Raw genomic sequence first — 23,047 nt, 5'->3', positions numbered from 1 at the left:
ACATGAGCAACGAACACACCTCCACGAGCCCTGACCTCCTCGGGTCCTCGACCACCCGCCGCCAGCTGCTCGCCCTCGCCGCCGTCGGTGGCGCTGGCCTCGCCGCGGTCGGCACCGCCTCGACCGCCGCGGCCGTCCAGGCAGCGCCCGGTCCCGGGACCAACGGCGAGGTCGTGCGGCTCACCGTGCTCGGCACGACCGACCTGCACGGGAACGTCTACAACTGGGACTACTTCAAGAACGCCGAGTACGACGACAAGGCGCACAACGACATCGGCGTCGCCAAGGCGTCCTCGATCATCAAGGCGATCCGCGCCGAGGTCGGTGCCGAGCGCACCCTGACGATCGACGCCGGCGACACGATCCAGGGCACCCCCCTCGCGTACTACTACGCCAAGATCGACCCGATCACCGGCGGCTCGACCCACCCGATGGCCGCGGCGATGAACCAGGTCGGCTACGACGCCGCCGCCCTCGGCAACCACGAGTACAACTACGGCCTCGACACCCTTCGCGCGTTCGAGAAGCAGCTGCGCTTCCCCCTCCTGTCGGCCAACTCCGTCGACTGGAACACCGGCGCGCCGGCCTTCAAGCCGTGGGTCATCAAGACCGTCAAGCTCCCCGACACCAAGGCGATCAAGGTCGGCATCCTCGGCCTCGTCACGCCCGGGGTCGCGATCTGGGACAAGGCCAACGTCGAGGGCAAGGTGAAGTTCCCCGGCATCGTCGAGCAGGCCAAGGTCATGGTGCCGCGGCTCAAGGCGGCCGGCGCCGACGTCGTCATCGTCGCGTGCCACTCTGGCGACAGCGGCAAGTCCTCGTGGGGCGACTCGCTGCCCTACGTCGAGAACGCCAGCGCGATCCTCGCCCAGGAGGTCCCGGGCATCGACGCCGTGCTCGTCGGGCACGCGCACCTCGAGATCCCGCAGCGCTACGTCACGAACACGGCGACGGGCAAGCAGGTCCTGCTCTCGGAGCCCTACTACTGGGGCATGCGCGTGACCCGGATGTCCATCGACGTCCAGAAGATCCGCGGCCAGTGGCAGGTCGTGCACTCCGAGGCGACCCTCTACAACGCCAACGTCGCACCGGAGGACCCCGCCGTGACCGGCGCCGTCGCCGCGGCGCACCAGAAGGTGCTCTCCTACGTCAACGGCGTCATCGGCACGTGCACGCAGGCCATGTCGGCGGCGACCTCGCGCTACGAGGACACCGCCGCGATCGACTTCATCAACTACGTCCAGGCCGACGCGGTGAAGAAGGCGATCGCCGGCACGCCGGAGGCGTCCCTGCCGGTGCTGTCCATCGCCGCCCCGTTCAACAAGCTCGCGGCGATCCCGGCCGGGCAGGTGACGATCCGGGACGTGGCGGGGCTCTACATCTACGACAACACCCTCCTCGGCATCGTGCTCACGGGCGCCCAGGTCAAGGCCTACCTCGAGAAGAGCGCGGAGTACTTCCAGCCGTGCACGAGCACGGGCCCGGTCGCCGCCGACTCCGTCACGAACGCCAACGCGACGCCCGACTACAACTACGACGTCATGGGCGGCCTCGACGCCGACCTCACCTACGACATCGACCTCGCCAGGCCGGTGGGCTCGCGCATCGTCGGACTGGCGTATGCCGGCACGCCCGTCGCGTCCGACGCGCGGTTCGTCGTGGCGATCAACAACTACCGCCAGTCCGGTGGTGGCAACTTCCCGGGCGTCGTGACGGCTCCGGTCGTCTACAACCGGCAGATCGAGATCCGCCAGCTGCTCATCGACTGGGCGACCGCCAACAAGGTCATCGACCCGACGACCTTCGCGAGCATCGACTGGAGGCTCGTCAGCAACGGCAGCCCCATCACCGTCACGCCCTGACGACCGCCCGCGCTGGGATCGGCCGACGCCCGGCCGGTCCCGGCCGGGGTGCCCCGCTGCTTGGGAGGACAGCGGGACACCCCATCACCGGACGTGCTGCGGGTGGGACCACAACACGGCAGAGGCGTACCCGCCGGGACAGGGGAGCACCGACGGGTACGCACCTCCATCCTCGCGGATCGAAGCCCGTGATGTGATCTGTTTCGACGGGTTCCCGCCACGATCTGCGACCTCCGTCATCCGCCGGACGACAGGACGGCAGCCCCGAGCCGTCCGGGACCTCGGCTGGCTCGGGTGTGGCTCGGGGAGCGCTGGCCGGGGGCCCTCCCGGTGGGCGCCGCCGGTCAGGCGCCGACGAGCACCCGGTAGCCCCAGGCGGGCAGGTCGTAGGCCTGTCCCCGGGTCAGCTCGAGCGTCTCGCCGGTGAAGGCGTCACGCCACGAACCGACCTGTGGACCGTCGCCGAGCGTCACCGTCCGGTCCTCGCCGCTGAAGTTGAAGGCCCCGAGCACGCGGTCGTCGCCGACGGCGCGGACGAACGTGAGCACCGAGGACTCGTCCGAGTTGGGCACGCGCACCATCCGGCCGCCGGCGGCACCGTTCCACAGCGCCGGGTGCTGCTTCTTGAGGGCGAACAGCGCCCGGTAGAGCTCGCCCTGCTCGTCCTCGCGCCAGTCGATCTCGTCCTTGTCGAAGAACGTCAGGCGCTTGTCGCTGCCGGCCTCCTGCCCGTTGTAGACCAGCGGCATGCCCTCGCTGATGACGGAGAGGACGATCGAGGGCAGCAGCGCGTCGCCGAACTGCTCGTACTCGGTCCCCTCCCAGGCGTTCTTGTCGTGGTTGCTGACGAACAGCATCCGGTAGGCGTCCCGCTGGTAGAAGCGGTCGTTCCACGCGTAGTAGACCTTGAGCGCCTCGACGTCGGCCTTGCCGTGGGCGATCTTGTGCAGGGTCTCGTTCCAGCTCCAGCCGTACGTCATGTCGAAGGCGCGCACGTGCAGGTCGCGGGACTCCCACTCGGCGAGCATGAAGACGGGCTTGATCTCGTCGAGCTCCCGACGCACGTTGTCCCAGAAATCGACCGGGACGAATCCCGCGACGTCACAACGGAACCCGTCGAAGCCGACGTCACGCACCCAGAACTTCATCGCCTCGGTCATGTAGCGGCGAAGCTCGGGGTTGTCGTAGTCGAGGTCGATGATGTCGTCCCAGTCCCACCACGGGGTGGGCCGGAAGTCGCCCTTCCAGTCGCGGGCGTACCAGTCGGGGTGCTCCTCGGCGAGCGGGTTGTCCCACGCGGTGTGGTTGGCGACCCAGTCGAGGATGACGTGCAGGCCGAGGCCGTGGGCGGTGTCGACGAAGTGGCGCAGGTCCTCGAGGGTGCCGAACTCGGGGTTGACGTCGAGGTAGTCCTTGACGGCGTAGGGACTGCCGAGGACGCCCTTGCGGTTCTGCTCGCCGATCGGGTGCACCGGCATGAGCCACACGATGTCGATGCCCAGCTCGCGGATGCGGGGCAGGTGCGCCTCGGCGGCCCGGAAGGTGCCCTCGGGGGTGAAGTGGCGCTGGTTGACCTGGTAGATCGTGGCGCTGCGGCTCCACTCGGGGTGGGTCAGCTCGACGGCTGCCCGGGGGGCGTAGGGGTTGGCGGTCACGGGAGTCTCCTGGTCCGAAGGGGGGTGGCCGAGGCCGGGTGGGTGCTGCGCTCGTACCCCGTCACGACGAGGCGTCGAGCAGGTGCTCGACGAGCGGGATGGTGCGGTGGTCGAGGCGGGTGGCGAGGGAGATGACGGTCGAGGCGCGCGTGACGTGGGCGTCGTCGACGACCCGGTCGATGACCCGCTGCAGGTCGGCGTTGTCGCGCCCGACGATGCGGATGAGCACGTCGCCCGAGCCGGTGATCGTGTGCGCCTCGAGGACCTCGGGGATCGCGGCGAGGTGCTCGACGACGGGGGAGTGCCCGCCGCGGCCCTGTCGGATCTCGAGGGTGCAGAAGGCCGTCACGGGGTAGCCGAGGGCCGCGGGGTCGACGTCGGGCGCCATCGACCGCAGAACGCCCGTACGCTGGAGGCGGTCGAGACGAGCCTGGATCGTGCCTCGCGCCACGCCCAGCCGGCGGGAGGCCCCGAGCACCCCGACCCCGGGCTCGGTGAGCAGCAGCAGCAGGATCCGGCAGTCCAGGGCGTCGACCGGTGGGCGGGCCGCCGCGCCCGCGGGGGAACTCATGGGCACAGTGTCCAGCACCACCCGGCATACGGGCAACAGTTTGTGCACTCTGCGCAGCCGGCGAGCCTGCTGTTGCACACTCCGAAGGTGTCGGTCACTCTCACACCATGACCGACACGATGCCGTCTGCGGCCACCGACCTCACCGTCCAGGAGCGCGAGGCCGACCTCGACCTCGACCAGCTCAAGCAGCTCGTCGGTCTCGTCGAGTACGACGAGAACACCGACGTCTTCCCCGTCACCGGATGGGACGCGATCGTCTTCGTCGCGGGCAACGCCACCCAGAGCGCGCGCTACTATCAGAGCGCCTGGGGCATGGAGCTCGTCGCCTACTCGGGCCCCGAGAACGGCAACCGCGACCACAAGTCGTTCGTCCTCAGGAGCGGCTCGATCCGCTTCGTCATCATGGGCGCCGTCGACCCCGACAGCCCGCTCGCCGACCACCACCGCCGCCACGGTGACGGCGTCGTCGACATCGCCCTCGAGGTGCCCGACGTCGACAAGTGCATCGCCCAGGCCCGCAGGGCCGGCGCCACCGTGCTCGAGGAGCCGACCGACCACACCGACGAGCACGGCACCGTGCGCACGGCCGCGATCGCCACCTACGGCGAGACGCGCCACACCCTTGTCCAGCGCCAGGTGGACGGTCAGAGCTATGCCGGTCCGTACCTTCCCGGGTACGTCGCTGCGAGCTCGTCCCACGAGAAGCGCGAGGGCCAGCCCAAGCGACTCTTCCAGGCCCTCGACCACATCGTCGGCAACGTCGAGCTCGGCCACATGGACGAGTGGGTCACCTTCTACAACAAGGTGATGGGCTTCGTGAACATGGCGGAGTTCATCGGTGACGACATCGCCACCGACTACTCGGCCCTCATGAGCAAGGTCGTCGCCAACGGCAACCACCGGGTGAAGTTCCCGCTCAACGAACCGGCCATCGCCAAGAAGAAGAGCCAGATCGACGAGTACCTCGAGTTCTACCGCGGCGCCGGCGCCCAGCACCTCGCCGTCGCGACGAACGACATCCTCGCGTCCGTCGACGCCTTGCGCGCCAACGGTGTCGAGTTCCTCGACACTCCGGACAGCTACTACGAGGACGCCGAGCTGCGCGACCGCATCGGCAACGTCCGCGTCCCGATCGAGGAGCTGCAGAAGCGCAAGATCCTCGTCGACCGCGACGAGGACGGCTACCTCCTGCAGATCTTCACCAAGCCGCTCGGCGACCGCCCCACGGTCTTCTTCGAGCTCATCGAGCGGCACGGCTCGCTCGGCTTCGGCAAGGGCAACTTCAAGGCGCTCTTCGAGGCGATCGAGCGCGAGCAGGACAAGCGCGGCAACCTCTGACGCACCTTTCGCTGGCGTCCGCGACGCATCGACCGTGGTCCTGGCACGCCGGGGCCACGGTCGAGCGGCGTCGTGGCACAGTTGTGCCATGAGCCAGCAGCCCTCCGGGTGGTACGACGACCCCAGCAACGCCGACATGCTCCGCTACTGGGACGGCGTGTCGTGGACCAACCACACCGCGCCGAAGAAGTCGCCGACGCTCTCGCAGAGCACCATCGGACTGCCCCAGCAGGGCACACCGGGCCAGGCGCCCGCCGACCGGACGGGCGCCGCCACCCCGACGACCCCGATGCAGCAGGGCACGGGCTGGCCCAGCGCGTCCCAGGCGCCCCAGCAGCAGACCCCGCAGGGCTACTACCAGCAGGCGCCGGCCAACGCCCAGTGGATGCACAACATCAAGACCACCGCCGACGGCGTGCCGCTGGCCTCCTGGGGCAAGCGCGTCGCCGCGTGGCTCATCGACGGTGTCCTCCTCGGGATCGTCGGCGGGGCCGTCGCCTGGGCCGCCACTCCGGCCCTGCAACAGACCATGTCCCGGCTCTTCGACGCCGCATCCCGCGGGGACCAGGCCGCCGCCACCCAGCTGCAGAGCGAGCTGATCGGACCGTCGGTCCAGTTCGGCATCGTGCTCTGGCTCGTCGTCACCGCCTACTGCCTGGTGTTCTGGACGACGACCGGACAGACGCTCGGCAAGATGGCACTGGGGATCAGCGTGCGTCGGGCCGCCGAGCCGGGTCCGCTGCCCCTCGGTACGGCGCTCCTGCGTCGCGTCGTCCCGCTCGCCGGCCAGTTCCTCAGCCTCCTGACCCTCATCGACTACCTGTGGCCGCTGTGGGACGACAAGCGCCAGGCGCTGCACGACAAGGTCGCGAGCACCCAGGTCGTCGAGGGCAAGCAGCCGCGCAAGCAGCCCTGACCCCGACCCGTCCGCGCGACGGGTCCGACCCGCGGGTCAGGCCGAAGGGCGGATGGTGCCGACGACCTCGCCGAGACCGATGCGGGCGTCGCCGGGACCGGGAGCCCAGGCCGTGATGGTCACGGTGTCGCCGTCCTCGAGGAAGCCGCGCGTCGTGCCGTCCTGCAGCGTCAAGGGCTCGGTGCCGTTCCACGTCAGCTCCAGCAGGCTGCCCCGGGTGTCGCGGGTGGGGCCGCTGATCGTCCCGGACCCGAACAGGTCGCCGTCGCGCAGCGAGGCGCCGTTGACGGTGAGGTGTGCGAGCATCTGCGCCGGCGACCAGTACATCCCGGCGTGCTCCGGGCGTGAGACGACGGTGCCGTCGATGCTGACCTCGACGTGCACGTCGAGGCCGAAGGCGTCACCGCGCAGGTAGGGGAGAACCTCCGGATCCGACTGTCCCGGAAGGGGAACGCGGGCCGAGGCCAACGCCTCGAGCGGCGTGACCCATGCCGACACGGACGTCGCGAACGACTTGCCGAGGAACGGCCCGAGCGGCACGTACTCCCACGCCTGGATGTCTCGGGCACTCCAGTCGTTGAGGACGACCACGCCGAAGAGGTGGTCGGGCGCCTCGTCGACCGAGACCCGGGTGCCGAGCTCGGTGGCCCCGCCGACGACGTAGCCGAGCTCGGCCTCGATGTCGAGGCGGATGCTCGGCCCGAAGACGGGGGCGGGGTCGTTCGGCCCCTTGCGCTGCCCGGAGGGTCGCACGACGTCGGTGCCCGAGACCACGACCGTCCCGGAGCGCCCGTGGTAGCCGATGGGCAGGTGCTTCCAGTTCGGCGGCAGCGCGGCGTTGTCGGGCCGGAAGATCTGACCGACGTTGGTCGCGTGGTCCTCACTGGCGTAGAAGTCGACGTAGTCGGCGACCTCGACGGGCAGGTGCAGGGTGACCTCCTCGAGGCGGTGCAGGTGCGGGGAGACGCCGTCCCGGTGGACCTCCTGGCCCAGCACCTCGGTCAGCCACTGCCGGGCCGTCGTCCACGCGGGACGGCCGAGGGCGAGGAAGGCGTTGAGGCTGGGGGTCTGCCACGCCGTCGCGAGGTCGGGTCCGTCCCCGACGAGTCCGGCGTCGCGGCCGACCGCGGCGACCGCGCCGGCGTCGAGCACGAGGTCTCCGATGCGCACCCCGACGCGCCGGACCGGGTCGTCCGCCGTGCTGAAGACGCCGTAGGGCAGGGTGTCGATCCCGAATGGGTGCTCGGCGGCGACGTCGAGCCAGGTGGTCGGCCGGGTGGTCGGCGTCATGCGTGGGACTCCTCGGTCGTGATCAGCCCGAGCGCCTCGAGCTCGGTGAGCGGGTCGAGCACGCCGCAGCAGCCGTAGGCCGTGAGGCTCTCGCGGACCTGCTCGGCGTCGTCGGTGGTCAGGCTCGAGAGCGCGGTGACGAGCACCTCGGTGTCGCGGCGGGCGAGGACGCCCGCCAGCTCGTGCGCCTCGGCTCCACCGAGCGCCTCGTGGGTCGCGAGCAGGACGTTGAGCAGGCCGTGCATGGGCTCGCCGGCGTGGTCGCCCCGGGTCGCATGGTGCAGCCCTCCGGTGAGCTTGAACGCCAGGCCGTGCAGCACGACGGCGTCGAGGAACGCGCCGAGGCTCGCCTCGTCGGGCCAGGCCCAGGTCGGCGTCGCGCCGGTGCGGAACTTCGCCGTCACGTCGTGCTCCTCGTCGACGGCGGCGGCGATGTCGTCGAGGCCGCGTGCCTGCTCGTGGCCGAGGCCGACCTCGACGACGACGGGGACCTCGGCAGCGAGGACCTGCCGCCACTCGGGCGACCAGCCGAGCTCGGCTGCCGTGACGAGGACCCGCTCGTCGTCGCGCAGCGAGGCGAGGGCCTCGACGAGCGGTTGCACCGGGTTGCCGGGGCGCACGACGAGGCTGACCGCGAGAGGGTGGTCGGCGGTACGCGGGTCCGCCGCGGCGAGGGTCGCGAGCTCGGCCTCCGCGGCAGCGGGGACGAGGAGCGGCCCGATGTGGGCGGCATACGGTCCCGTTCGCCGGTCGAGGTGCTCGCGCACGGCCCGATCGAGCGGGGCCAGCCCGGGCGGGAAGACGGCGGCGTCGTCGACGAGGTGGTCGAAGAGGGGCGCGAACGGCGTCCTTGACATGACCGGGAGCGTACTCCACTGTTGCAATAGCGATACACCAGCGTCCGCTCAACGGACGCGCTCGACGGAGAGGCTCTCGCCCATGGCGCACTACCAGGCGGTCGGCAGCATCCCGCCCAAGCGGCACACGCAGCACCGGCGACCCGGGACGGGTGACGCGCCGGGGGAGCTCTACTACGAGGAGCTCATGGGCGAGGAGGGCTTCAGCTCCGACAGCTCGCTGCTCTACCACCGCAACATCCCGTCGACGACGGTCGGTGCGGCCGTCTGGGAGGTTCCCGACCAGTCGACGACGCCGAACCACCCGCTGACCCCGCGCCACCTCAGGCTCCACGACCTCTTCGACGCCGAGGCCGTCGGGAGCACCGACGTCGTGACCGGCCGCCGTCTCGTCCTCGGCAACGGGGACGTGCGCATCTCGTATGCCGTCGCCGGCGCGCCGAGTCCGTGGTACCGCAACGGGATCGGCGACGAGTGCGTCTACGTCGAGCGCGGTGCGGCGCGCGTCGAGACGGTCTTCGGAGCCTTCGAGGTGGGGGAGGGCGACTACGTCATCCTCCCGCGGGCCACGACCCACCGGTGGATCCCCGTCGCCGACGCCGACGAGCCGCTCCGGGCCTACTGCATCGAGGCCAACAGCCACATCGCGCCGCCCAAGCGCTACCTGAGCAAGTACGGCCAGCTCCTCGAGCACGCCCCCTACTGCGAGCGCGACCTGCGCCAGCCCGTCGGGCCGCTGCTCGCGGAGGACGTCGGTGCCAGCCCCGACGAGCAGACCGACGTCTACATCAAGCACCGCGGCAACGGGCCGGGTGGCGTCGTCGGCACGATCCACACGCTGCCGTTCCACCCCCTCGACGTCGTCGGCTGGGACGGCTGCCTCTACCCCTACGTCCTCAACGTGCGCGACTTCGAGCCGATCACCGGCCGCATCCACCAGCCGCCGCCGGTCCACCAGGTCTTCGAGGGCTGGAACTTCGTCATCTGCAACTTCGTGCCCCGCAAGGTCGACTACCACCCCCTCGCCATCCCGGTGCCCTACTACCACTCGAACGTCGACAGCGACGAGATCATGTTCTACGTCGACGGCGACTACGAGGCCCGCAAGGGATCGGGCATCGGCAAGGGATCGGTCTCCGTGCACCCGGGCGGGCACCCGCACGGCCCGCAGCCCGGTGCGACCGAGGGCTCGATCGGGGTCGAGGCCTTCGACGAGCTCGCCGTCATGGTCGACACCTTCCGCCCCCTCGAGCTCGGCGAGGGCGGCCTGGCCGTCGACGACGGCCTCTATGCGATGTCCTGGTCCAAGGGGGTCGCGGCCCGCGACGCAGCGGGCGGCCCCGCCGTCGGCAGTCCCCACTCCGAGGGCTGAGGTGCCGTCCTCCGCCGGCAGCCCACGAGCGGAGTCCTCCCAGACCCTCGACCGAGGCATCCGGGTGCTCGAGACCCTGGCCGACGCCGCGGACGCTACAGGTCTGACGATCACCGAGCTCGCGGCTCGGCTCGGGGTCGGGCGGCCGGTGGTCTACCGGCTCGTGACGACGCTGGAGGAGCACCACCTCGTGTCGCGGGCGGCCGACGGCCGGGTCCGGCTCGCGTTGGGCATCAGCCGTCTCGCCTCCGCGGTCACGCCGGTCGTGCGCAGCGACGCGCGGCCGGTGCTGCGGGAGCTGGCCGACGCCGTGGGCGCCACGGCCCACCTGACGATCGCGGAGGGCGACGAGGCACTGGCGCTCGTCGTCGTCGAGCCCTCCTGGACCGACGTCCACGTCGCCTACCGCTCGGGTGCGCGCCACGCCCTCGACCAGGGCGCCGCCGGCAGGGCCATCCTCGCCGGCCGCGCCGGAGCGGGCGGTGTGGTCGGCACCGACGGTGAGCTGCAGGCCGGCGCCCACGGGCTCGCCGTGTCGCTCGCGACGCGTGACGAGCCGGCGCCCGGGGGCGTCGAGGCCTCGGTCGGGGTCGTCTCCCTCGAACCGCTCGACCTGCGTGCGGTCGGTCCCAGGCTCGAGCGCGCCGCTCGGGACCTGCGCGCCGTCCTGCGCTGAGCGCTGCGGACAGCTGGCTGGGACGCGTCCCTCGGCGCCCTTGCGGCGCAAGGGTATCGGCGTAGGCCGTCAGCCCGGGGTCGTGGGCGCCCCGAGCAGGCGCACGCCTGCCTCGGCGAGCTGCGCCAGGGCCGCCTCGGTGGTCGGGGGCGCCACGCCGGCGGTGAGGGCCAGCAGCACCGTCGTCTCGAAGCCCTCGCGCCGCGCGTCGAGCGCCGTCGCCCGCACGCAGTGGTCGGTGGCGATGCCGACGACGTCGACGCGTGTCACGTCGCGCTGGGTCAGCCAGGTCGCGAGGGCGACGTGCTCGTCGCCGGCGGAACGGCCCTCGAACCCGCTGTAGGCAGCCGCGTGCTCGCCCTTTCGGAAGACCGCCTCGATGCCGTCGAGGGCTCCGACGAGGTTCGGGTGGAAGTCCGCGCCGTCGCTGTCGGCGACGCAGTGGACGGGCCACGAGTCGACGAAGTCGGGGGTGGCCGAGAAGTGGTCGCCCGGGTCGACGTGCCAGTCCGCGGTGGCGACCACGTGGTCGTAGTCGGCCGCGCGGGCGTTGACGTGCTCGCTGATGCGCCGGGCGACGTCGGCGCCGCCGCTCACCGCGAGCGACCCGCCCTCGCAGAAGTCGTTCTGCACGTCGACGATGATGAGCGCTCGGCCTCCGTCGCGCTGCAGGGATGCGGTCACGGCTCAGTCCTTTTCGTAGAGGGTGGGGATCACGGGCTCGCCCCGGGAGAGCTGGGCTGCCGCCCGGGGCAGCTCCGCGCGCGAGGCCTCGTGCCGAGCCCGGGCCTCGTGGATGTCCGGGTGGGCGACCACCTCACCCGCGCGGACGAGGTCGACCATGAGGGGTCGGTCGTTGCCGTCGTCGTGCGGGTGCTCACCGATGCCGATGACCTCGGCCCGGGCCACGCCGGAGTCGTCGAGCCGGCGCAGGGCCCACTTGCGGCCACCCACCGAGGCCTTGTCCTTGCTCTTCTTGGCGACGCCCTGCATCAGCCCCGAGGAGTCCTCACGCTGCACCAGCTTGTAGACCATCGAGGCCGTGGGTGCCCCCGAGCCGGTCACGAGCGCGGTGCCGACGCCGTAGCCGCTGACCGGCCCGGCGGCCAGTCCGGCGATGGCGTACTCGTCGAGGTCGGACGTGACGATGATCCGCGTGTCGGTGTTGCCGGCGGCGTCGAGCTGGGCACGCACCTCGGTGGCCTGGATGAGCAGGTCGCCGGAGTCGAGCCGCACCGCGCCCAGCTCCGGCCCGGCGATGTCGATGGCGAGGGCGACGGCGGTCCTGACGTCGTAGGTGTCGACGAGCAAAGTCGTACCCCTGCCGAGCGACTCGACCTGCGCGGTGAACGCCTCCTTCTCCGAGTCGTAGAGGAGCGTGAAGGCGTGGGCGGCCGTACCGGTCGTCGGCACGCCGTAGCGGCGCCCCGCCTCGAGGTTGCTCGTCGCGTCGAAACCGGCGACGTAGGCGGCTCGGGCGGCCGCGACGGCGGCCTCCTCGTGGGTGCGCCTGGACCCCATCTCGATGCAGGGCCGCCCGACGGCGGCGGTCGTCATGCGCGAGGCTGCGGACGCGATCGCGGTGTCGTGGTTGAGGATCGACAGCACGAGCGTCTCGAGGATGACGCCCTCGGCGAAGGTCGACTCGACGACGAGCACGGGCGACTGCGGGAAGTAGCACTCGCCCTCGGCGTAGCCGCTGACGTCACCGGAGAAGCGGTAGTCCGCGAGCCAGTCGACCGTCCGCCGGTCGACGACCTCGCGGTCGGACAGGAAGCGCAGCTCGTCGTCACCGAAGCGGAACTCCTCGAGGGCCTCGAGCACCCGTCCCGTCCCCGCGACGACGCCGTAGCGTCGACCGTCGGGCAGCCGGCGGGCGAAGGCCTCGAACACGCACCGTCGGTCCGCCTCGCCCGAGGCGAGGGCGGCCTGGAGCATCGTCAGCTCGTAGTGGTCGGTCAGCAGCGCCGTGCTCGCGGCGCGGGGGCTCGTCGGGCTCACGAGCCCACCCTAGGTGCGAATGCTCCTCGGGGACGGTCCGCCCTGCGCGCCCGGTGGACCTAGGGTGGCCCTGTGACCGCAGCCGCCCTCTCCCTCGCTCCCGTCGAGCAGGAGGTGACCTCCACCGACGAGCTCGTCGCACCCGACGTGCCGTGGGTGACGATCGTCTGGAACGACCCGGTCAACCTCATGACCTACGTGACGTGGGTCTTCGAGACGTACTTCGGCTACGCGCGGTCCAAGGCCGAGAAGCTGATGATGGACGTCCACGTCAAGGGTCGCGCCGTCGTGTCGAACGGCCCGCGGGAGTCGATGGAGCGCGACGCCGAGGCGCTCCAGAGCTACGGGCTCTGGGCGACCTTCGAGAAGGACAGCTGATGGCCCGCGCCTTCCTGCGCGAGCGGGGCCGCTACGTGGGCCTGCTCGAGTCGACCGAACGCATCGTGCTCCAGGGGCTCATGCAGCAGACCCGACTGCTGCTCTCGCCGGAGATCGAGCCCACCGGCGACGCGTTCGACGACCTCGTCGCGTCGATGGGGCTGTCCCTCAGCGCCCAGGACCCGCGCGACCAGGACCACGGCGATGAACATCGTGGCGCGGGCGGTCATGTCTCCCAACCGGACTCGTCGACCTTCGCCGACCGCGACCCCGCGCTCGACCGGCTCCTTCCGACCGCGCACCGCGGCGATGACCAGATCGCGGCCGAGTTCCGCAGGCTCACCGAGGAGGGGCTGCGCCAGCGCAAGAGCGGCAACCTCGACGTCGCGCTCCGGTGCGTCGAGGAGGCGGTGGACGACCGGGTCGTGCTCGACGAGACGCAGGCGCCGGCCTTCCTCATGGCGCTGACCGACGTGCGGCTGCTGCTGGGTGAGCGCATGGGCATGCGCACCGAGGAGGACGCCGAGGCGCTGCAGGCCGCGCTGGAGGACATCGACGACGAGGACCCGCTCGGCTACGCCATGGCGTGGTACGACTTCCTCACCTGGCTGCAGGAGACCCTGACCCAGGCGCTCATGGGCACCGACCTGCGCGACGTCGTGACGGCATACGACGACGATGAGGGCGACGCCGGCGACGACGGGCACGAGCCGCACGACGGGCCGCCGCACGGTTCGGTGTGACGCAACCGACGCGCGGCCGTCGGGCCGGCGTCGGCGCCGGCACCTAGGCTCGTCACGTGGACGTCACGATCGTCGGGTGCTCGGGATCCTTCGCCGGGCCACGCTCGCCCGCCTCGTGCTACCTCGTCCGCGCGGAGCACGAAGGACGCACGTGGAGCATCGTGCTCGACCTCGGCAACGGGGCGCTGGGCGCCCTGCAGCGTCACATCGAGCCGTATGCCGTCGACGCTGTCCTGCTCAGCCACCTGCACGTCGACCACTGCATCGACATGTGCGGGCTCTACGTCATGATGCGCTACGTCCCCGGCGGTCCCGGACGCCCGACGATGCCGGTCTGGGGCCCATCCGGCACCGGGGCCCACCTGGCTCGCGCCTACGGCAGCGGTGAGGCCGAGGACGTGCTCGGCGTCTTCGACTTCCACGACCTCCGGCACCGCGCCACGGTGACGATCGGCCCGTTCGTCATCACCCCGGTACGCGTCAACCACCCCGTCGAGGCCTACGGCTTCCGCGTCGAGGCGGGCGGGCGCGTCCTGGCCTACACGGGCGACACCGACACGTGCGACCAGCTCGACGAGCTCCTCGCCGGTGCCGACCTCGTCCTCGCGGACTCGGCGTTCGTCGACGGACGGGACTCCGTGCCCGACATCCACCTGTCCGGTCGTCGCGCCGCCGAGGCGGCGGTGCGCGCCGGGGGAGTGCGGCGGCTCATGCTCACCCACATCCCGGCGTGGAACGACCCCGACGAGTGTCGCGCGCAGGCCGCGGCCGTGTGGCCGGGCGAGGTCGAGCTCGCGGAGCCCGACGCGACCCACTGCGTCTGACGCCGTCCGCCCGACGCGCGACCTCCCCCCGGTGGAGACGGCCGGGAGGCGACGGACGTGGGTGCCCGTCGTCCGTCCAAGGTCGGTGACCGGGTCGAGCACCCGGGTATGGACCGTGACGGTGCGGCAGCCGCCCGGCCCCTGCCGGGAGGTGCGCCGCCCGAGACACACCCAACCCAGGAGGCACCGTTGCAGCAGCGAACCATCGGATCGAGGAAGGTCAGCGCGATCGGTCTCGGCGGCATGCCGATGTCCATCGAGGGCAGGCCCGACGAGGACCGCTCGATCCGGACCATCCACGCCGCGGTCGACGCCGGCGTCACCCTCATCGACACCGCCGACGCCTACCACCGGGACGCCGGCGATGTGGGACACAACGAGTCCCTCATCGCCTCGGCGCTCGCGTCGTGGTCGGGCACCTCGTCGGACGTCCTCGTCGCCACCAAGGGCGGCCACCTGCGGCCCGGCGACGGGTCGTGGACCCTGAACGGGCGCCCGGACCACCTCAAGGAGGCCGCCAAGGCCTCGCTCCAGCGCCTCGGTGGCGACGCGATCGGGCTCTACCAGTTCCACCGGCCCGACCCCGACGTGCCCTACGCCGAGTCGGTGGGCGCCCTCTCAGAGCTCCTCGACGAGGGCGTCATTGAGATGGCCGGGATCTCCAACGCGAACCCCGAGCAGATCCGCGAGGCCCAGCGGGTGCTCGGCGGCCGGCTCGTGTCGGTGCAGAACCAGTTCTCGCCGGCGTTCCGCAGCAGCCGACCCGAGCTCGACCTGTGCGCCGAGCTCGGCATCGCGTTCCTGCCGTGGAGCCCCCTCGGTGGGATCAGCAGGGCGGGTGACCTCGGCAGCCGTCACGACGCGTTCGCGGAGGTGGCCAAGGCCCACGACGTGAGCCCGCAGCGCGTCGCACTCGCGTGGGAGCTCGCCCTGGCCCCGACCGTGGTGCCGATCCCGGGCGCCTCGCGACCCGAGAGCATCGAGGACTCGGTGCAGGCCGTCGACCTCGAGCTGTCTGCCGACGAGCTGGACCGCCTGTCGGCCGAGGCGCTCGACTGACGACGGGGCCGCAGTCGTGCCGGGACGGGACCTTACGGTTCGCTCACGAGCCGTGCGCGCCCGTCCCGGCACGGGCGATTGAGGCCTAGCGTGGAGTCATGGCTAGCCTCGTGGGCATGACTGACCGACATGACGGCCGTGCCCCCGACGAGACCCGAGAGGTGCGCATCACCCGCAACTGGCTCGACCACGCGGAGGGCAGCGTCCTCGTCGAGTTCGGGCGCACCCGCGTGCTCTGCGCGGCTTCCTTCACCGAGGGCGTCCCGCGCTGGCTCAAGGGCAAGGGGACCGGCTGGGTCACCGCCGAGTACGCCATGCTGCCCCGCGCGACGAACACCCGCTCCGACCGAGAGAGCGTCAAGGGCCGCATCGGCGGCCGCACCCACGAGATCAGCCGCCTCATCGGCCGCAGTCTCCGGGCCGTCATCGACACCAAGGCGCTGGGCGAGAACACCATCGTCCTCGACTGCGACGTGCTGCAGGCCGACGGAGGCACTCGCACCGCGGCCATCACCGGCGCCTTCGTCGCCCTCGCCGACGCGATCGAGCACGCCCGTGCCGAGGGCCTCATCGCCAAGAAGGCCCAGCCGCTGATCGGGTCGGTCGCGGCCGTCTCGGTCGGCATCGTCGGAGGTCGCGCCGTCCTCGACCTCGACTACCCCGAGGACTCGACCGCCGAGACCGACATGAACGTCGTCATGACCGGCGACGGCCGCTTCATCGAGGTGCAGGGCACCGCCGAGGGTGAGCCGTTCGACCGTGACCTGCTGGGCCAGCTGCTCGACCTCGCGACGAAGGGCTGCTCCGACCTCACCGAGCGCCAGCGGGCCGCCCTGGCCGAGGGGGTCGCCCAGTGACCAAGGTCGTCCTCGCCACCCGCAACGCGCACAAGGTCGACGAGCTGCGCGAGATCCTCGCCGACCTCAGCGCCGACCTCGGACTCGAGATCGTCGGGCTCGACGCCTACCCGGACGCCCCCGACGTCGTCGAGGACGGCGTGACGTTCGAGCAGAACGCCATCCTCAAGGCCGCCAGCGCCGCGCACGCCACGGGCCTGCCCGCCCTGGCCGACGACTCGGGCCTGGCCGTCGACGTCCTCGGCGGCGCCCCCGGCATCTTCAGCGCGCGCTGGTCCGGCGGAGGCGGCGACCGGGCCAACGTCGAGCTGCTCCTCGCCCAGCTCGGTGACGTCCGCGACGAGCACCGGGCTGCCTCGTTCGTCTGTGCGGCTGCCCTCGTGCTGCCCGACGGGCGGTCCGCCGCCGAGCTCGGACGGTTCCCCGGGACGGTGGCCCGCGCCCCTCGAGGCACCGGAGGCTTCGGCTACGACCCGGTCTTCGTCCCATCCGACCAGCACGACGGCAACGAACGCACACTGGCGGAGTACGACGCCGACGAGAAGAACCACGTCTCGCACCGGGCGCTCGCCTTCCGTGCACTCGCGCCACATCTGAAGGAGCACCTGAGGCCATGACCACGACCAGCCCGGCCACCCGTCCCGAGACCGCACCCGAGGCGCCGGCCCGCCCGCTCTGGTGGGGTGCCCTCGACGGGGTGGTGGCCGGGCTGCTCACGGTCGGCATCGCGACCCTCGTCGCGTCCTTCCTCACCGCGGTCGGTCAGTCCTCGGGCCAGCCCGCCCCGATCGCGGCGGTGGGGGGCGCCTTCATCGACCGGACACCGCCGTGGCTCAAGGACTTCGCCGTCTCGACCTTCGGCACCAACGACAAGCGCGCGCTGCTCGTCGGCACCGTCGTCGTGCTGGCGCTCGCCTGCGCGGCGATCGGCGTGCTCGCCGCCCGACGTCTCGTGGCGGGACTCGTCGTCTTCGCGGTCGTCGGGGTCGTCGGGGCAGCGGCCGTGCTGACCCGTCCCGGCGCCGGCCCGGTCGACGTGCTGCCGACGATCGTCGGCACCGCGATCGGCCTGTGGTTCCTCAGCCGCGCCGCCGCTCCGGCATCGGGCGCCTCGGGCGCGGGCAACCCCAGCCGGCGGTGGGTGATCGGGGGCGCGGTCGGCGCGGTCGCCGCCTATGCCGGCAGCGCCTTCGGGGGCGACTCCGCCGCGGCGACGGTGTCGCGCGACGCGCTCCGCACCGCGCCCCTGACCGGCACGAAGCTGACCGTCCCGGCGGGCGCCGACCTCAAGGTGCCCGGCCTGAGTCCCTACATCGTCCCGAACGCCGACTTCTACCGCATCGACACCGCCATCGTCGTCCCGCGGATCAACGCGGCCGACTGGAAGCTCAAGGTCACGGGCATGGTCGACCGCGAGGTCGAGATCGACTGGAAGACCCTGCAGAGCAAGCAGATGCAGGAGGCGCTCGTGACCCTGACGTGCGTCTCGAACGAGGTGGGCGGCAACCTCATCGGCAATGCCGTGTGGACCGGCTGGCCGGTCCGCGAGCTGCTCGCCATGGCCGGCCCGAAGGCGGGCGCCGACATGGTGCTCCAGACGAGCATCGACGGGTTCACCGCCTCGACCCCGCTCGGCGCCCTCACCGACGACCGCAACGCCCTGCTGGCGATCCGGATGAACGGCGAGCCGCTGCCCTTCGAGCACGGCTTTCCCGTGCGGGTCGTCGTCCCGGGGCTCTACGGCTACGTCTCGGCGACGAAGTGGGTCACCGAGCTCAAGGTCACGACGTATGCCGCCGACGTGGCCTACTGGACGCCGCGCGGTTGGTCGGCGATGGGGCCCATCAAGACCGCCTCGCGGATCGACGTCCCCCAGGCCGGTGCGGTCGTCAAGGCCGGCACGGTCGCCGTCGCCGGTGTCGCGTGGGCGCAGCACACCGGTATCTCCAAGGTGGAGGTGCAGGTCGACCAGCAGCCCTGGACCCAGGCGCGGCTCGCCGCCGACGCGAGCATCGACACATGGCGTCAGTGGGTCTACGAGTGGCAGGCCACCCCCGGCAGCCACGACATCCGCGTGCGTGCCTACGACGCGAAGGGGCAGGTGCAGTCACCGCTAGAGGCGCCGCCGGCGCCCGACGGTGCCACCGGCATCCACGTCGTCAACGTCAGGGTGGAGTGACCTCGGGCGAGCCCGGACCCGAGCCTGAACCCGACGGCGATCCGACGACGGCGTCGGCCTCGATCTCGACGAGCAGGTCGGGGTCGATGAGAGCCGACACCTGCACCATGGTCGAGGCCGGCCGTACCGTGGCGAAGACCTCGCCGTGGGCCCGTCCCACCGCCTCCCAGTCGCGGATGTCGGTGACGAACATCCGTGTGCGCACGACGTCCGCCGGCGTCGCACCGCACGCGGCGAGCGCCTCGACGACGATCTCGAGGGCCACGCGCGCCTGCGTGTAGGCGTCGCCCGGCCCGACGACGCGCCCGTCGCGGATCGCTGTGGTCCCCGCCACGTGGACCTGGTCACCGACCCGGACCGCCCGCGAGTAGCCGACGACGCCCTCCCAGGCACTGCCCGTCGCGATGTTGCGCCTCATGGCCGAAGGCTAGCCGGGTGTGGCGGGCGTCGGCAGGCACCGGCGGGCGCTGGTGGGCGCACAGGGAGTGGCGGCGGGTGCCCGCCGCGCGAGGGGAACTACAGTGGGGCCGCGCACTGCGCCAGCGGACGTGGTGGAACTGGTAGACACGCAGGATTTAGGTTCCTGTGCCCTAGGTGTGCGGGTTCGAGTCCCGCCGTCCGCACCATCGGCCCCCGCCGTCCCCTCGCGGGCGGCCGGGCAGGAGCCGGCAGGCGCGGAGACCGCGGCGCCGGTCGCGGCTCCGCCCGCGATGTGCTCCGGATGGGTACGGGACGTACCGATACGATGCCCGAAAGGCATTCGTCCAGCGGGGGATTCGGGCGCGTCGGCGCCAGCGACCACGGTCCGGCTCCCGGAGCCGACCACGAAGGAGCACACGTGACGTCCAGACTCGAGCCCGGCGAGCAGGCCCCGGCCTTCAGCCTGACCGACGACAGCGGCCAGACCGTCAGCCTGGCGGACTTCGCGGGCCGCAAGGTCATCGTCTACTTCTACCCGGCAGCCATGACCCCCGGGTGCACCAAGCAGGCGTGCGACTTCAGCGAGTCGCTCGACTCGCTGAAGAAGGACGGCTACGAGGTCGTCGGCATCTCCAAGGACAAGCCGGCCAAGCTCGCGAAGTTCCGCGAGCGCGACCACCTCACCATCCCGCTGCTGAGCGACGAGGACCTCGCGGTCCACACGGCATACGGCGCCTGGGGTGAGAAGAAGCTCTACGGCAAGACCGTCGAGGGCGTCATCCGCTCGACCTTCGTCGTCGACGAGGAGGGCAAGGTCAGCCACGCGTTCTACAACGTCAAGGCGACCGGCCACGTGGCCAAGCTCCGTCGCGACCTCGGCATCGCCGACTAGAGTCGCACCGTCCCCGAAAGGAAGCCAGATGAGCGACACCGCACGCATCGAGCAGGACATCCAGGCCGCCCGCGCGCGGCTCGAGGGCACCGTCAACGAGCTCGCGTACCGCGCCCAGCCCCAGGTCATCGCCCAGCGACAGCTGCAGGGCCTGCGGCTCCGTCTCGACGCCGCGACCCACACGGAGGACGGCGAGCTGCGCATCGAGCGCATCGGCGCCGTCGTGGCCGCGGCGGTCGTCGTCGTGGTGGCCGTCGGCTGGCTCCGACGTCGGCGCTAGCAGCAGCCCCCAGCACGGACACGAGAGGACCCGGTCACGCGTCGCGTGACCGGGTCCTCTCGTGTCCGCTGCCGCCCGAGGGACGGGACCGCGACTCCACGGGCGGCACAGGCAAAGGCCCCCGTCCGGATCTCTCCGAACGGGGGCCTTCTCAGTGCGCCGCCAGGGACTCGAACCCCGAACCCAGTGATTAAGAGTCACTTGCTCTGCCAATTGAGCTAGCGGCGCAACGAGGTGAAACGTTAGCAGCCGTTCCGGGCCGGGACAAAATCGGCCGTCGCGGCGCCCCTCGCAGTCCGGACCGGGCAGCCCTCGAAGAGCGAGCGTCCCGGTCCTGCGGGCGGATTCGTCGACCTAGGGGGTCGCGGACGCCGACGAGAGGAGCGACAGCGCGAGGCTGACCACCATGACGCCGATGATGACGCCGACGGTGATCCGCTGGGCCTTCTTGTTCCCCATGAGCATGGGTCCATTGTGGGGCATTCGCCGCCGGGACCGGGCCCGTGGCGCGCACCGTGACCGCTCGGGACCTCTCTGGGCGAGTCCTGGACATGGCCGTGGCCCGGCCCCCTGGAGAGGGGACCGGGCCACGGGCACGTCCTGCCGAGCAGGACCATCGGGGTGAGTGACGGGACTTGAACCCGCGGCCACCTGGACCACAACCAGGTGCTCTACCAGCTGAGCTACACCCACCATGCACAACACGAGCCGGGCCCGAGGGCTCGGCGCCGTGTGACGGCGTCGACAATGCTACAGGCTCTCGTGAGGTGCTCGTGACCACCCCGCCGGCCACGTCTCCGCCCGGTGCGGTCGGCGCCGGCCGGAGACGTCAGGGCGTGATGACGTGGGGGGTCGCGAGCGCCTTGGCCGTGGCGCTGTCGGGTCCGGGCTGCGGCACGAAGACCGCCTCGCGGTAGTAGCGCAGCTCCGCGATCGACTCGCGGATGTCGGCGAGGGCGCGGTGGCCGCCGGACTTCTTGGGCGCGTTGAAGTAGACCCGCGGGTACCACCGACGCGACAGCTCCTTGATCGAGCTGACGTCGATGATCCGATAGTGCAGGTAGGACTCGAGCACGGGCATGTCGCGGGAGAGGAAGCCGCGGTCGGTCGCCACGGTGTTGCCGCCGAGCGGGGCCTTGCGCGGCTCGGGGACGAAGGTGCGCACGTAGTCGAGGACGATGTGCTCCGCCTCCTGGAGCGTGACCCCGGAGTCGAGCTCGGTGATGAGACCCGAGCTCGTGTGCATGTCGCGGACGAAGTCGTCCATCTGCTCGAGGGCCTCGTCCGGCGGCTTGACGACGACGTCGATGCCGTCGCCGAGCTGGTTGAGCTCGAAGTCCGTGACGAGGGCGGCCACCTCCACCAGGGCGTCGGACTTCAGGGACAGGCCCGTCATCTCGCAGTCGATCCAGATGATCCGGTCGGCGATGGCTCGGTGGTTCGTGTCGCTCACCGCTCCACCATAGAGGCTGAGTGCGACGCTCCTCGCCCGCTCGCGCGAGCACGAGCCCGGGTGCGCGGCCGTGCGGCTGCACTAGCCTGCCCCCATGACCTCAGGGGACGTGACGACGCAGGGCCCGGGTGCGGTCCCGGGCGACCAGGCGCAGCAATGGAGTCCGGTGCGCAACCCGACCCGGCGACCGCTGCTGCGCACGGCCCTGACCATCGGCGTCGCGGCCTCGGTCTTCCTCGTCTGCCTGCTCGTCCTCCTCGGCATCCTGGGCGAGCGGCTCAGCACCCAGACGCTCCTGACGTCGGCGCTCATGGCGATCATCCCGGTGCTCGTCATCGTGCCGACGTTCCTCTGGCTCGACCGCTACGAGGCCGAGCCGGTGCGCTACATCGTGTTCGCCTTCCTCTGGGGAGCGCTGGTCGCGGTCGTCGGGGCCTTCTTCCTCAACACCTTCGGTCTCAAGCTGCTCGTCGAGGCACGCTGGACGGATCCGCTCGAGACGGGCGCCGTCTACCTCGCGCCGGTCACCGAGGAGACCCTCAAGGGCCTCGGCGTCCTGCTCATCTACCTGCTCCGGCGCCGCGAGTTCGACGGCATCGTCGACGGGATCGTCTACGCCGGGCTCATCGGGGCGGGCTTCGCCTTCAGCGAGAACATCCTCTACCTGGGTCAGGCCTACAACGTTTACGGCAGCGAGGGGCTGACCTCGACCTTCCTCGTGCGCGGGCTCATGGGTCCGTTCGGCCACCCCCTCTTCACGTCGCTGACGGGGATCGGCATCGGGATCGCCGTGACGACGCGACGGCCGGCCGTGCGCGTCGTCGCCATCGTCGCCGGGTGGGTGTGCGCCATGCTGCTGCACGGCCTGTGGAACCTCTCCGCCCTCGCCGGGATGGACGGCTTCTTCGCGGCCTACGTGACCTACCAGGTGCCGCTCTTCATCGCCTTCATCGGCTTCCTCCTGTGGCTGCGCCGTCGTGAGGGCCGCCTCATCGGGCGCTACCTCTCGCCCTACGCCGACGCCGGGTGGCTGACCCACGGCGAGGTGACGATGCTCTCCCAGCTCCGCCTCCGCCGGGCAGCCCGGACCTGGGCCCGGCAGAACGGCGGTCGCGCGGCGAAGCGCTCGATGGACGCGTTCCAGGACAGCGCGAGCGACCTTGCGCTGCTGCGCTCCCGGCTCGTCCACGGCACGGCCGAGGACGGCGCGTCGGAGCGCGAGATGGTGCTGCTCGAGTCGATCACCGCCCACCGCCGCGCCTTCGTCGGCTCGCCCGTGACCTGACCGGACATCCCGTCGCGGGTGCCTATCATTGGACCGCGCCCGGATCGGGCGCCGGCCCCTGTAGCTCAGCGGATAGAGCAAGAGCCTTCTAATCTCTTGGTCGCAGGTTCGATTCCTGCCGGGGGCGCCGAGAGGTC

23 protein-coding genes and 4 tRNA genes are annotated in these 23,047 nt (G+C 71.4%); 17 read left to right on the top strand and 10 right to left on the bottom strand.

Features of this window, described 5'->3' with window-relative positions; all coding sequences use genetic code 11:
- The first annotated feature begins 2 nt into the window (after positions 1-2).
- The gene (locus tag TAE01_RS05145) at positions 3-1,862 is read left to right on the top strand and encodes a bifunctional metallophosphatase/5'-nucleotidase (protein ID WP_147064060.1); all 1,860 of its coding nucleotides are present in this window, start codon (positions 3-5) and stop codon (positions 1,860-1,862) included.
- A 344-nt stretch (positions 1,863-2,206) separates the two neighbouring features.
- On the opposite strand, the gene TAE01_RS05140 is transcribed toward TAE01_RS05145, so the two are convergent.
- Together TAE01_RS05140 and TAE01_RS05135 are read right to left on the bottom strand one after the other, a co-directional pair.
- Positions 2,207-3,517, bottom strand: a complete 1,311-nt coding sequence (locus tag TAE01_RS05140) for an alpha-amylase family glycosyl hydrolase (RefSeq protein WP_147064059.1) — start codon at positions 3,515-3,517, stop codon at positions 2,207-2,209.
- Between the two features lie 61 nt (positions 3,518-3,578).
- A complete protein-coding gene (locus TAE01_RS05135; protein WP_147064057.1) occupies positions 3,579-4,088 on the bottom strand; it encodes an Lrp/AsnC family transcriptional regulator in 510 nt (169 codons plus the stop codon).
- Positions 4,089-4,195: 107 nt separating this feature from the next.
- Between TAE01_RS05135 and hppD the strand changes: the two genes are divergently transcribed.
- Together hppD and TAE01_RS05125 are read left to right on the top strand one after the other, a co-directional pair.
- Positions 4,196-5,428 (top strand): 4-hydroxyphenylpyruvate dioxygenase, encoded by a 1,233-nt coding sequence (gene hppD, locus TAE01_RS05130; RefSeq protein WP_147064055.1) that lies wholly within the window; start codon positions 4,196-4,198, stop codon positions 5,426-5,428.
- Between the two features lie 88 nt (positions 5,429-5,516).
- Positions 5,517-6,344, top strand: a complete 828-nt coding sequence (locus tag TAE01_RS05125) for an RDD family protein (protein WP_147064053.1) — start codon at positions 5,517-5,519, stop codon at positions 6,342-6,344.
- 36 nt (positions 6,345-6,380) lie between these two features.
- On the opposite strand, the gene fahA is transcribed toward TAE01_RS05125, so the two are convergent.
- Together fahA and TAE01_RS05115 are read right to left on the bottom strand one after the other, a co-directional pair.
- Positions 6,381-7,634, bottom strand: a complete 1,254-nt coding sequence (gene fahA / locus TAE01_RS05120) for a fumarylacetoacetase (protein ID WP_147064051.1) — start codon at positions 7,632-7,634, stop codon at positions 6,381-6,383.
- Entirely contained in the window at positions 7,631-8,491 is an 861-nt protein-coding gene (locus TAE01_RS05115) for a hypothetical protein (protein ID WP_147064049.1), read from the bottom strand. Before TAE01_RS05115 ends, fahA begins: the two co-directional genes overlap by 4 nt.
- An 82-nt stretch (positions 8,492-8,573) precedes the next feature.
- Between TAE01_RS05115 and TAE01_RS05110 the strand changes: the two genes are divergently transcribed.
- Positions 8,574-9,863 (top strand): homogentisate 1,2-dioxygenase, encoded by a 1,290-nt coding sequence (locus TAE01_RS05110; RefSeq protein ID WP_147064047.1) that lies wholly within the window; start codon positions 8,574-8,576, stop codon positions 9,861-9,863.
- A 1-nt stretch (position 9,864) separates the two neighbouring features.
- Positions 9,865-10,539: an IclR family transcriptional regulator gene (locus TAE01_RS05105; RefSeq protein WP_222594065.1), complete on the top strand. Its 675-nt coding sequence runs from the start codon at positions 9,865-9,867 to the stop codon at positions 10,537-10,539.
- A gap of 69 nt (positions 10,540-10,608) precedes the next feature.
- Here the strand turns inward: TAE01_RS05105 and TAE01_RS05100 are convergent, their stop codons facing one another.
- Both TAE01_RS05100 and TAE01_RS05095 read right to left on the bottom strand, forming a co-directional pair.
- Positions 10,609-11,223 (bottom strand): isochorismatase family protein, encoded by a 615-nt coding sequence (locus TAE01_RS05100; protein WP_246111145.1) that lies wholly within the window; start codon positions 11,221-11,223, stop codon positions 10,609-10,611.
- A 3-nt stretch (positions 11,224-11,226) separates the two neighbouring features.
- Positions 11,227-12,540 (bottom strand): nicotinate phosphoribosyltransferase, encoded by a 1,314-nt coding sequence (locus TAE01_RS05095; protein WP_147064043.1) that lies wholly within the window; start codon positions 12,538-12,540, stop codon positions 11,227-11,229.
- A 72-nt stretch (positions 12,541-12,612) separates the two neighbouring features.
- Between TAE01_RS05095 and clpS the strand changes: the two genes are divergently transcribed.
- The 7 genes from clpS (at position 12,613) to TAE01_RS05060 (ending at position 18,580) form a co-directional block, all read left to right on the top strand.
- Positions 12,613-12,918: an ATP-dependent Clp protease adapter ClpS gene (gene clpS, locus TAE01_RS05090; protein WP_147064042.1), complete on the top strand. Its 306-nt coding sequence runs from the start codon at positions 12,613-12,615 to the stop codon at positions 12,916-12,918.
- Positions 12,918-13,661 carry a DUF2017 domain-containing protein gene (locus tag TAE01_RS05085; RefSeq protein WP_147064040.1) on the top strand — a complete coding sequence of 248 codons (744 nt, stop codon included), beginning with the start codon at positions 12,918-12,920 and terminating at the stop codon, positions 13,659-13,661. Before clpS ends, TAE01_RS05085 begins: the two co-directional genes overlap by 1 nt.
- Before the next feature lie 56 nt (positions 13,662-13,717).
- The gene (locus TAE01_RS05080) at positions 13,718-14,485 is read left to right on the top strand and encodes an MBL fold metallo-hydrolase (RefSeq protein ID WP_147064038.1); all 768 of its coding nucleotides are present in this window, start codon (positions 13,718-13,720) and stop codon (positions 14,483-14,485) included.
- A gap of 189 nt (positions 14,486-14,674) precedes the next feature.
- Positions 14,675-15,544: an aldo/keto reductase gene (locus tag TAE01_RS05075; protein WP_147064036.1), complete on the top strand. Its 870-nt coding sequence runs from the start codon at positions 14,675-14,677 to the stop codon at positions 15,542-15,544.
- Between the two features lie 116 nt (positions 15,545-15,660).
- Positions 15,661-16,401 (top strand): ribonuclease PH, encoded by a 741-nt coding sequence (gene rph / locus TAE01_RS05070; protein WP_147064034.1) that lies wholly within the window; start codon positions 15,661-15,663, stop codon positions 16,399-16,401.
- Positions 16,398-17,018, top strand: coding sequence for an RdgB/HAM1 family non-canonical purine NTP pyrophosphatase (gene rdgB, locus TAE01_RS05065; protein WP_147064032.1), 621 nt, complete (start codon positions 16,398-16,400; stop codon positions 17,016-17,018). Before rph ends, rdgB begins: the two co-directional genes overlap by 4 nt.
- On the top strand, positions 17,015-18,580 hold the full coding sequence (locus TAE01_RS05060; protein WP_147064030.1) for a molybdopterin-dependent oxidoreductase: 1,566 nt from the start codon (positions 17,015-17,017) through the stop codon (positions 18,578-18,580). Before rdgB ends, TAE01_RS05060 begins: the two co-directional genes overlap by 4 nt.
- Here the strand turns inward: TAE01_RS05060 and TAE01_RS05055 are convergent.
- Positions 18,567-18,998 (bottom strand): RidA family protein, encoded by a 432-nt coding sequence (locus TAE01_RS05055; RefSeq protein WP_147064028.1) that lies wholly within the window; start codon positions 18,996-18,998, stop codon positions 18,567-18,569. The genes TAE01_RS05060 and TAE01_RS05055 overlap by 14 nt on opposite strands.
- A 124-nt stretch (positions 18,999-19,122) precedes the next feature.
- Here TAE01_RS05055 and TAE01_RS05050 point away from each other — a divergent pair.
- The 3 genes from TAE01_RS05050 (at position 19,123) to TAE01_RS05040 (ending at position 20,172) form a co-directional block, all read left to right on the top strand.
- A tRNA-Leu gene (locus TAE01_RS05050) sits at positions 19,123-19,206 on the top strand.
- A gap of 212 nt (positions 19,207-19,418) precedes the next feature.
- Positions 19,419-19,892, top strand: coding sequence for a thioredoxin-dependent thiol peroxidase (gene bcp / locus TAE01_RS05045; protein ID WP_147064027.1), 474 nt, complete (start codon positions 19,419-19,421; stop codon positions 19,890-19,892).
- A gap of 28 nt (positions 19,893-19,920) precedes the next feature.
- Positions 19,921-20,172: a DUF3618 domain-containing protein gene (locus TAE01_RS05040; RefSeq protein ID WP_147064025.1), complete on the top strand. Its 252-nt coding sequence runs from the start codon at positions 19,921-19,923 to the stop codon at positions 20,170-20,172.
- Between the two features lie 155 nt (positions 20,173-20,327).
- On the opposite strand, the gene TAE01_RS05035 is transcribed toward TAE01_RS05040, so the two are convergent.
- The 3 genes from TAE01_RS05035 to orn all read right to left on the bottom strand — a co-directional run bounded on the left by TAE01_RS05035 (position 20,328) and on the right by orn (position 21,625).
- Positions 20,328-20,400 (bottom strand) — tRNA-Lys (locus TAE01_RS05035).
- Positions 20,401-20,792: 392 nt separating this feature from the next.
- Positions 20,793-20,865 (bottom strand) — tRNA-His (locus TAE01_RS05030).
- Positions 20,866-21,001: 136 nt separating this feature from the next.
- Positions 21,002-21,625: an oligoribonuclease gene (gene orn, locus TAE01_RS05025; RefSeq protein ID WP_222594064.1), complete on the bottom strand. Its 624-nt coding sequence runs from the start codon at positions 21,623-21,625 to the stop codon at positions 21,002-21,004.
- A 94-nt stretch (positions 21,626-21,719) separates the two neighbouring features.
- On the opposite strand from orn, the gene TAE01_RS05020 reads away from it, so the two are divergent.
- Both TAE01_RS05020 and TAE01_RS05015 read left to right on the top strand, forming a co-directional pair.
- A complete protein-coding gene (locus tag TAE01_RS05020) occupies positions 21,720-22,910 on the top strand; it encodes a PrsW family intramembrane metalloprotease (protein WP_246111144.1) in 1,191 nt (396 codons plus the stop codon).
- Positions 22,911-22,964: 54 nt separating this feature from the next.
- A tRNA-Arg gene (locus TAE01_RS05015) sits at positions 22,965-23,037 on the top strand.
- Positions 23,038-23,047 lie beyond the last annotated feature (10 nt).

This window comes from Terrabacter aerolatus (assembly GCF_007991735.1).
In the GTDB taxonomy this organism is placed as follows: domain Bacteria; phylum Actinomycetota; class Actinomycetes; order Actinomycetales; family Dermatophilaceae; genus Terrabacter; species Terrabacter aerolatus.
The sequence above is the reverse complement of the archived record's forward strand: the minus strand, read 5'-3'. Positions and strand labels throughout refer to the sequence as shown.

What these genes read in the sequence shown, in the direction of transcription:
- TAE01_RS05145 (WP_147064060.1), top strand. Translation starts at nt 3, where the DNA reads ATGAGCAACGAACACACCTCCACGAGCCCTGACCTCCTCGGGTCCTCG.
- TAE01_RS05135 (WP_147064057.1), bottom strand. Translation starts at nt 4,088, where the DNA reads ATGAGTTCCCCCGCGGGCGCGGCGGCCCGCCCACCGGTCGACGCCCTG.
- hppD (WP_147064055.1), top strand. Translation starts at nt 4,196, where the DNA reads ATGACCGACACGATGCCGTCTGCGGCCACCGACCTCACCGTCCAGGAG.
- TAE01_RS05125 (WP_147064053.1), top strand. Translation starts at nt 5,517, where the DNA reads ATGAGCCAGCAGCCCTCCGGGTGGTACGACGACCCCAGCAACGCCGAC.
- fahA (WP_147064051.1), bottom strand. Translation starts at nt 7,634, where the DNA reads ATGACGCCGACCACCCGGCCGACCACCTGGCTCGACGTCGCCGCCGAG.
- TAE01_RS05115 (WP_147064049.1), bottom strand. Translation starts at nt 8,491, where the DNA reads ATGTCAAGGACGCCGTTCGCGCCCCTCTTCGACCACCTCGTCGACGAC.
- TAE01_RS05110 (WP_147064047.1), top strand. Translation starts at nt 8,574, where the DNA reads ATGGCGCACTACCAGGCGGTCGGCAGCATCCCGCCCAAGCGGCACACG.
- TAE01_RS05085 (WP_147064040.1), top strand. Translation starts at nt 12,918, where the DNA reads ATGGCCCGCGCCTTCCTGCGCGAGCGGGGCCGCTACGTGGGCCTGCTC.
- rph (WP_147064034.1), top strand. Translation starts at nt 15,661, where the DNA reads ATGACTGACCGACATGACGGCCGTGCCCCCGACGAGACCCGAGAGGTG.
- TAE01_RS05060 (WP_147064030.1), top strand. Translation starts at nt 17,015, where the DNA reads ATGACCACGACCAGCCCGGCCACCCGTCCCGAGACCGCACCCGAGGCG.
- TAE01_RS05055 (WP_147064028.1), bottom strand. Translation starts at nt 18,998, where the DNA reads ATGAGGCGCAACATCGCGACGGGCAGTGCCTGGGAGGGCGTCGTCGGC.
- TAE01_RS05040 (WP_147064025.1), top strand. Translation starts at nt 19,921, where the DNA reads ATGAGCGACACCGCACGCATCGAGCAGGACATCCAGGCCGCCCGCGCG.
- TAE01_RS05020 (WP_246111144.1), top strand. Translation starts at nt 21,720, where the DNA reads ATGACCTCAGGGGACGTGACGACGCAGGGCCCGGGTGCGGTCCCGGGC.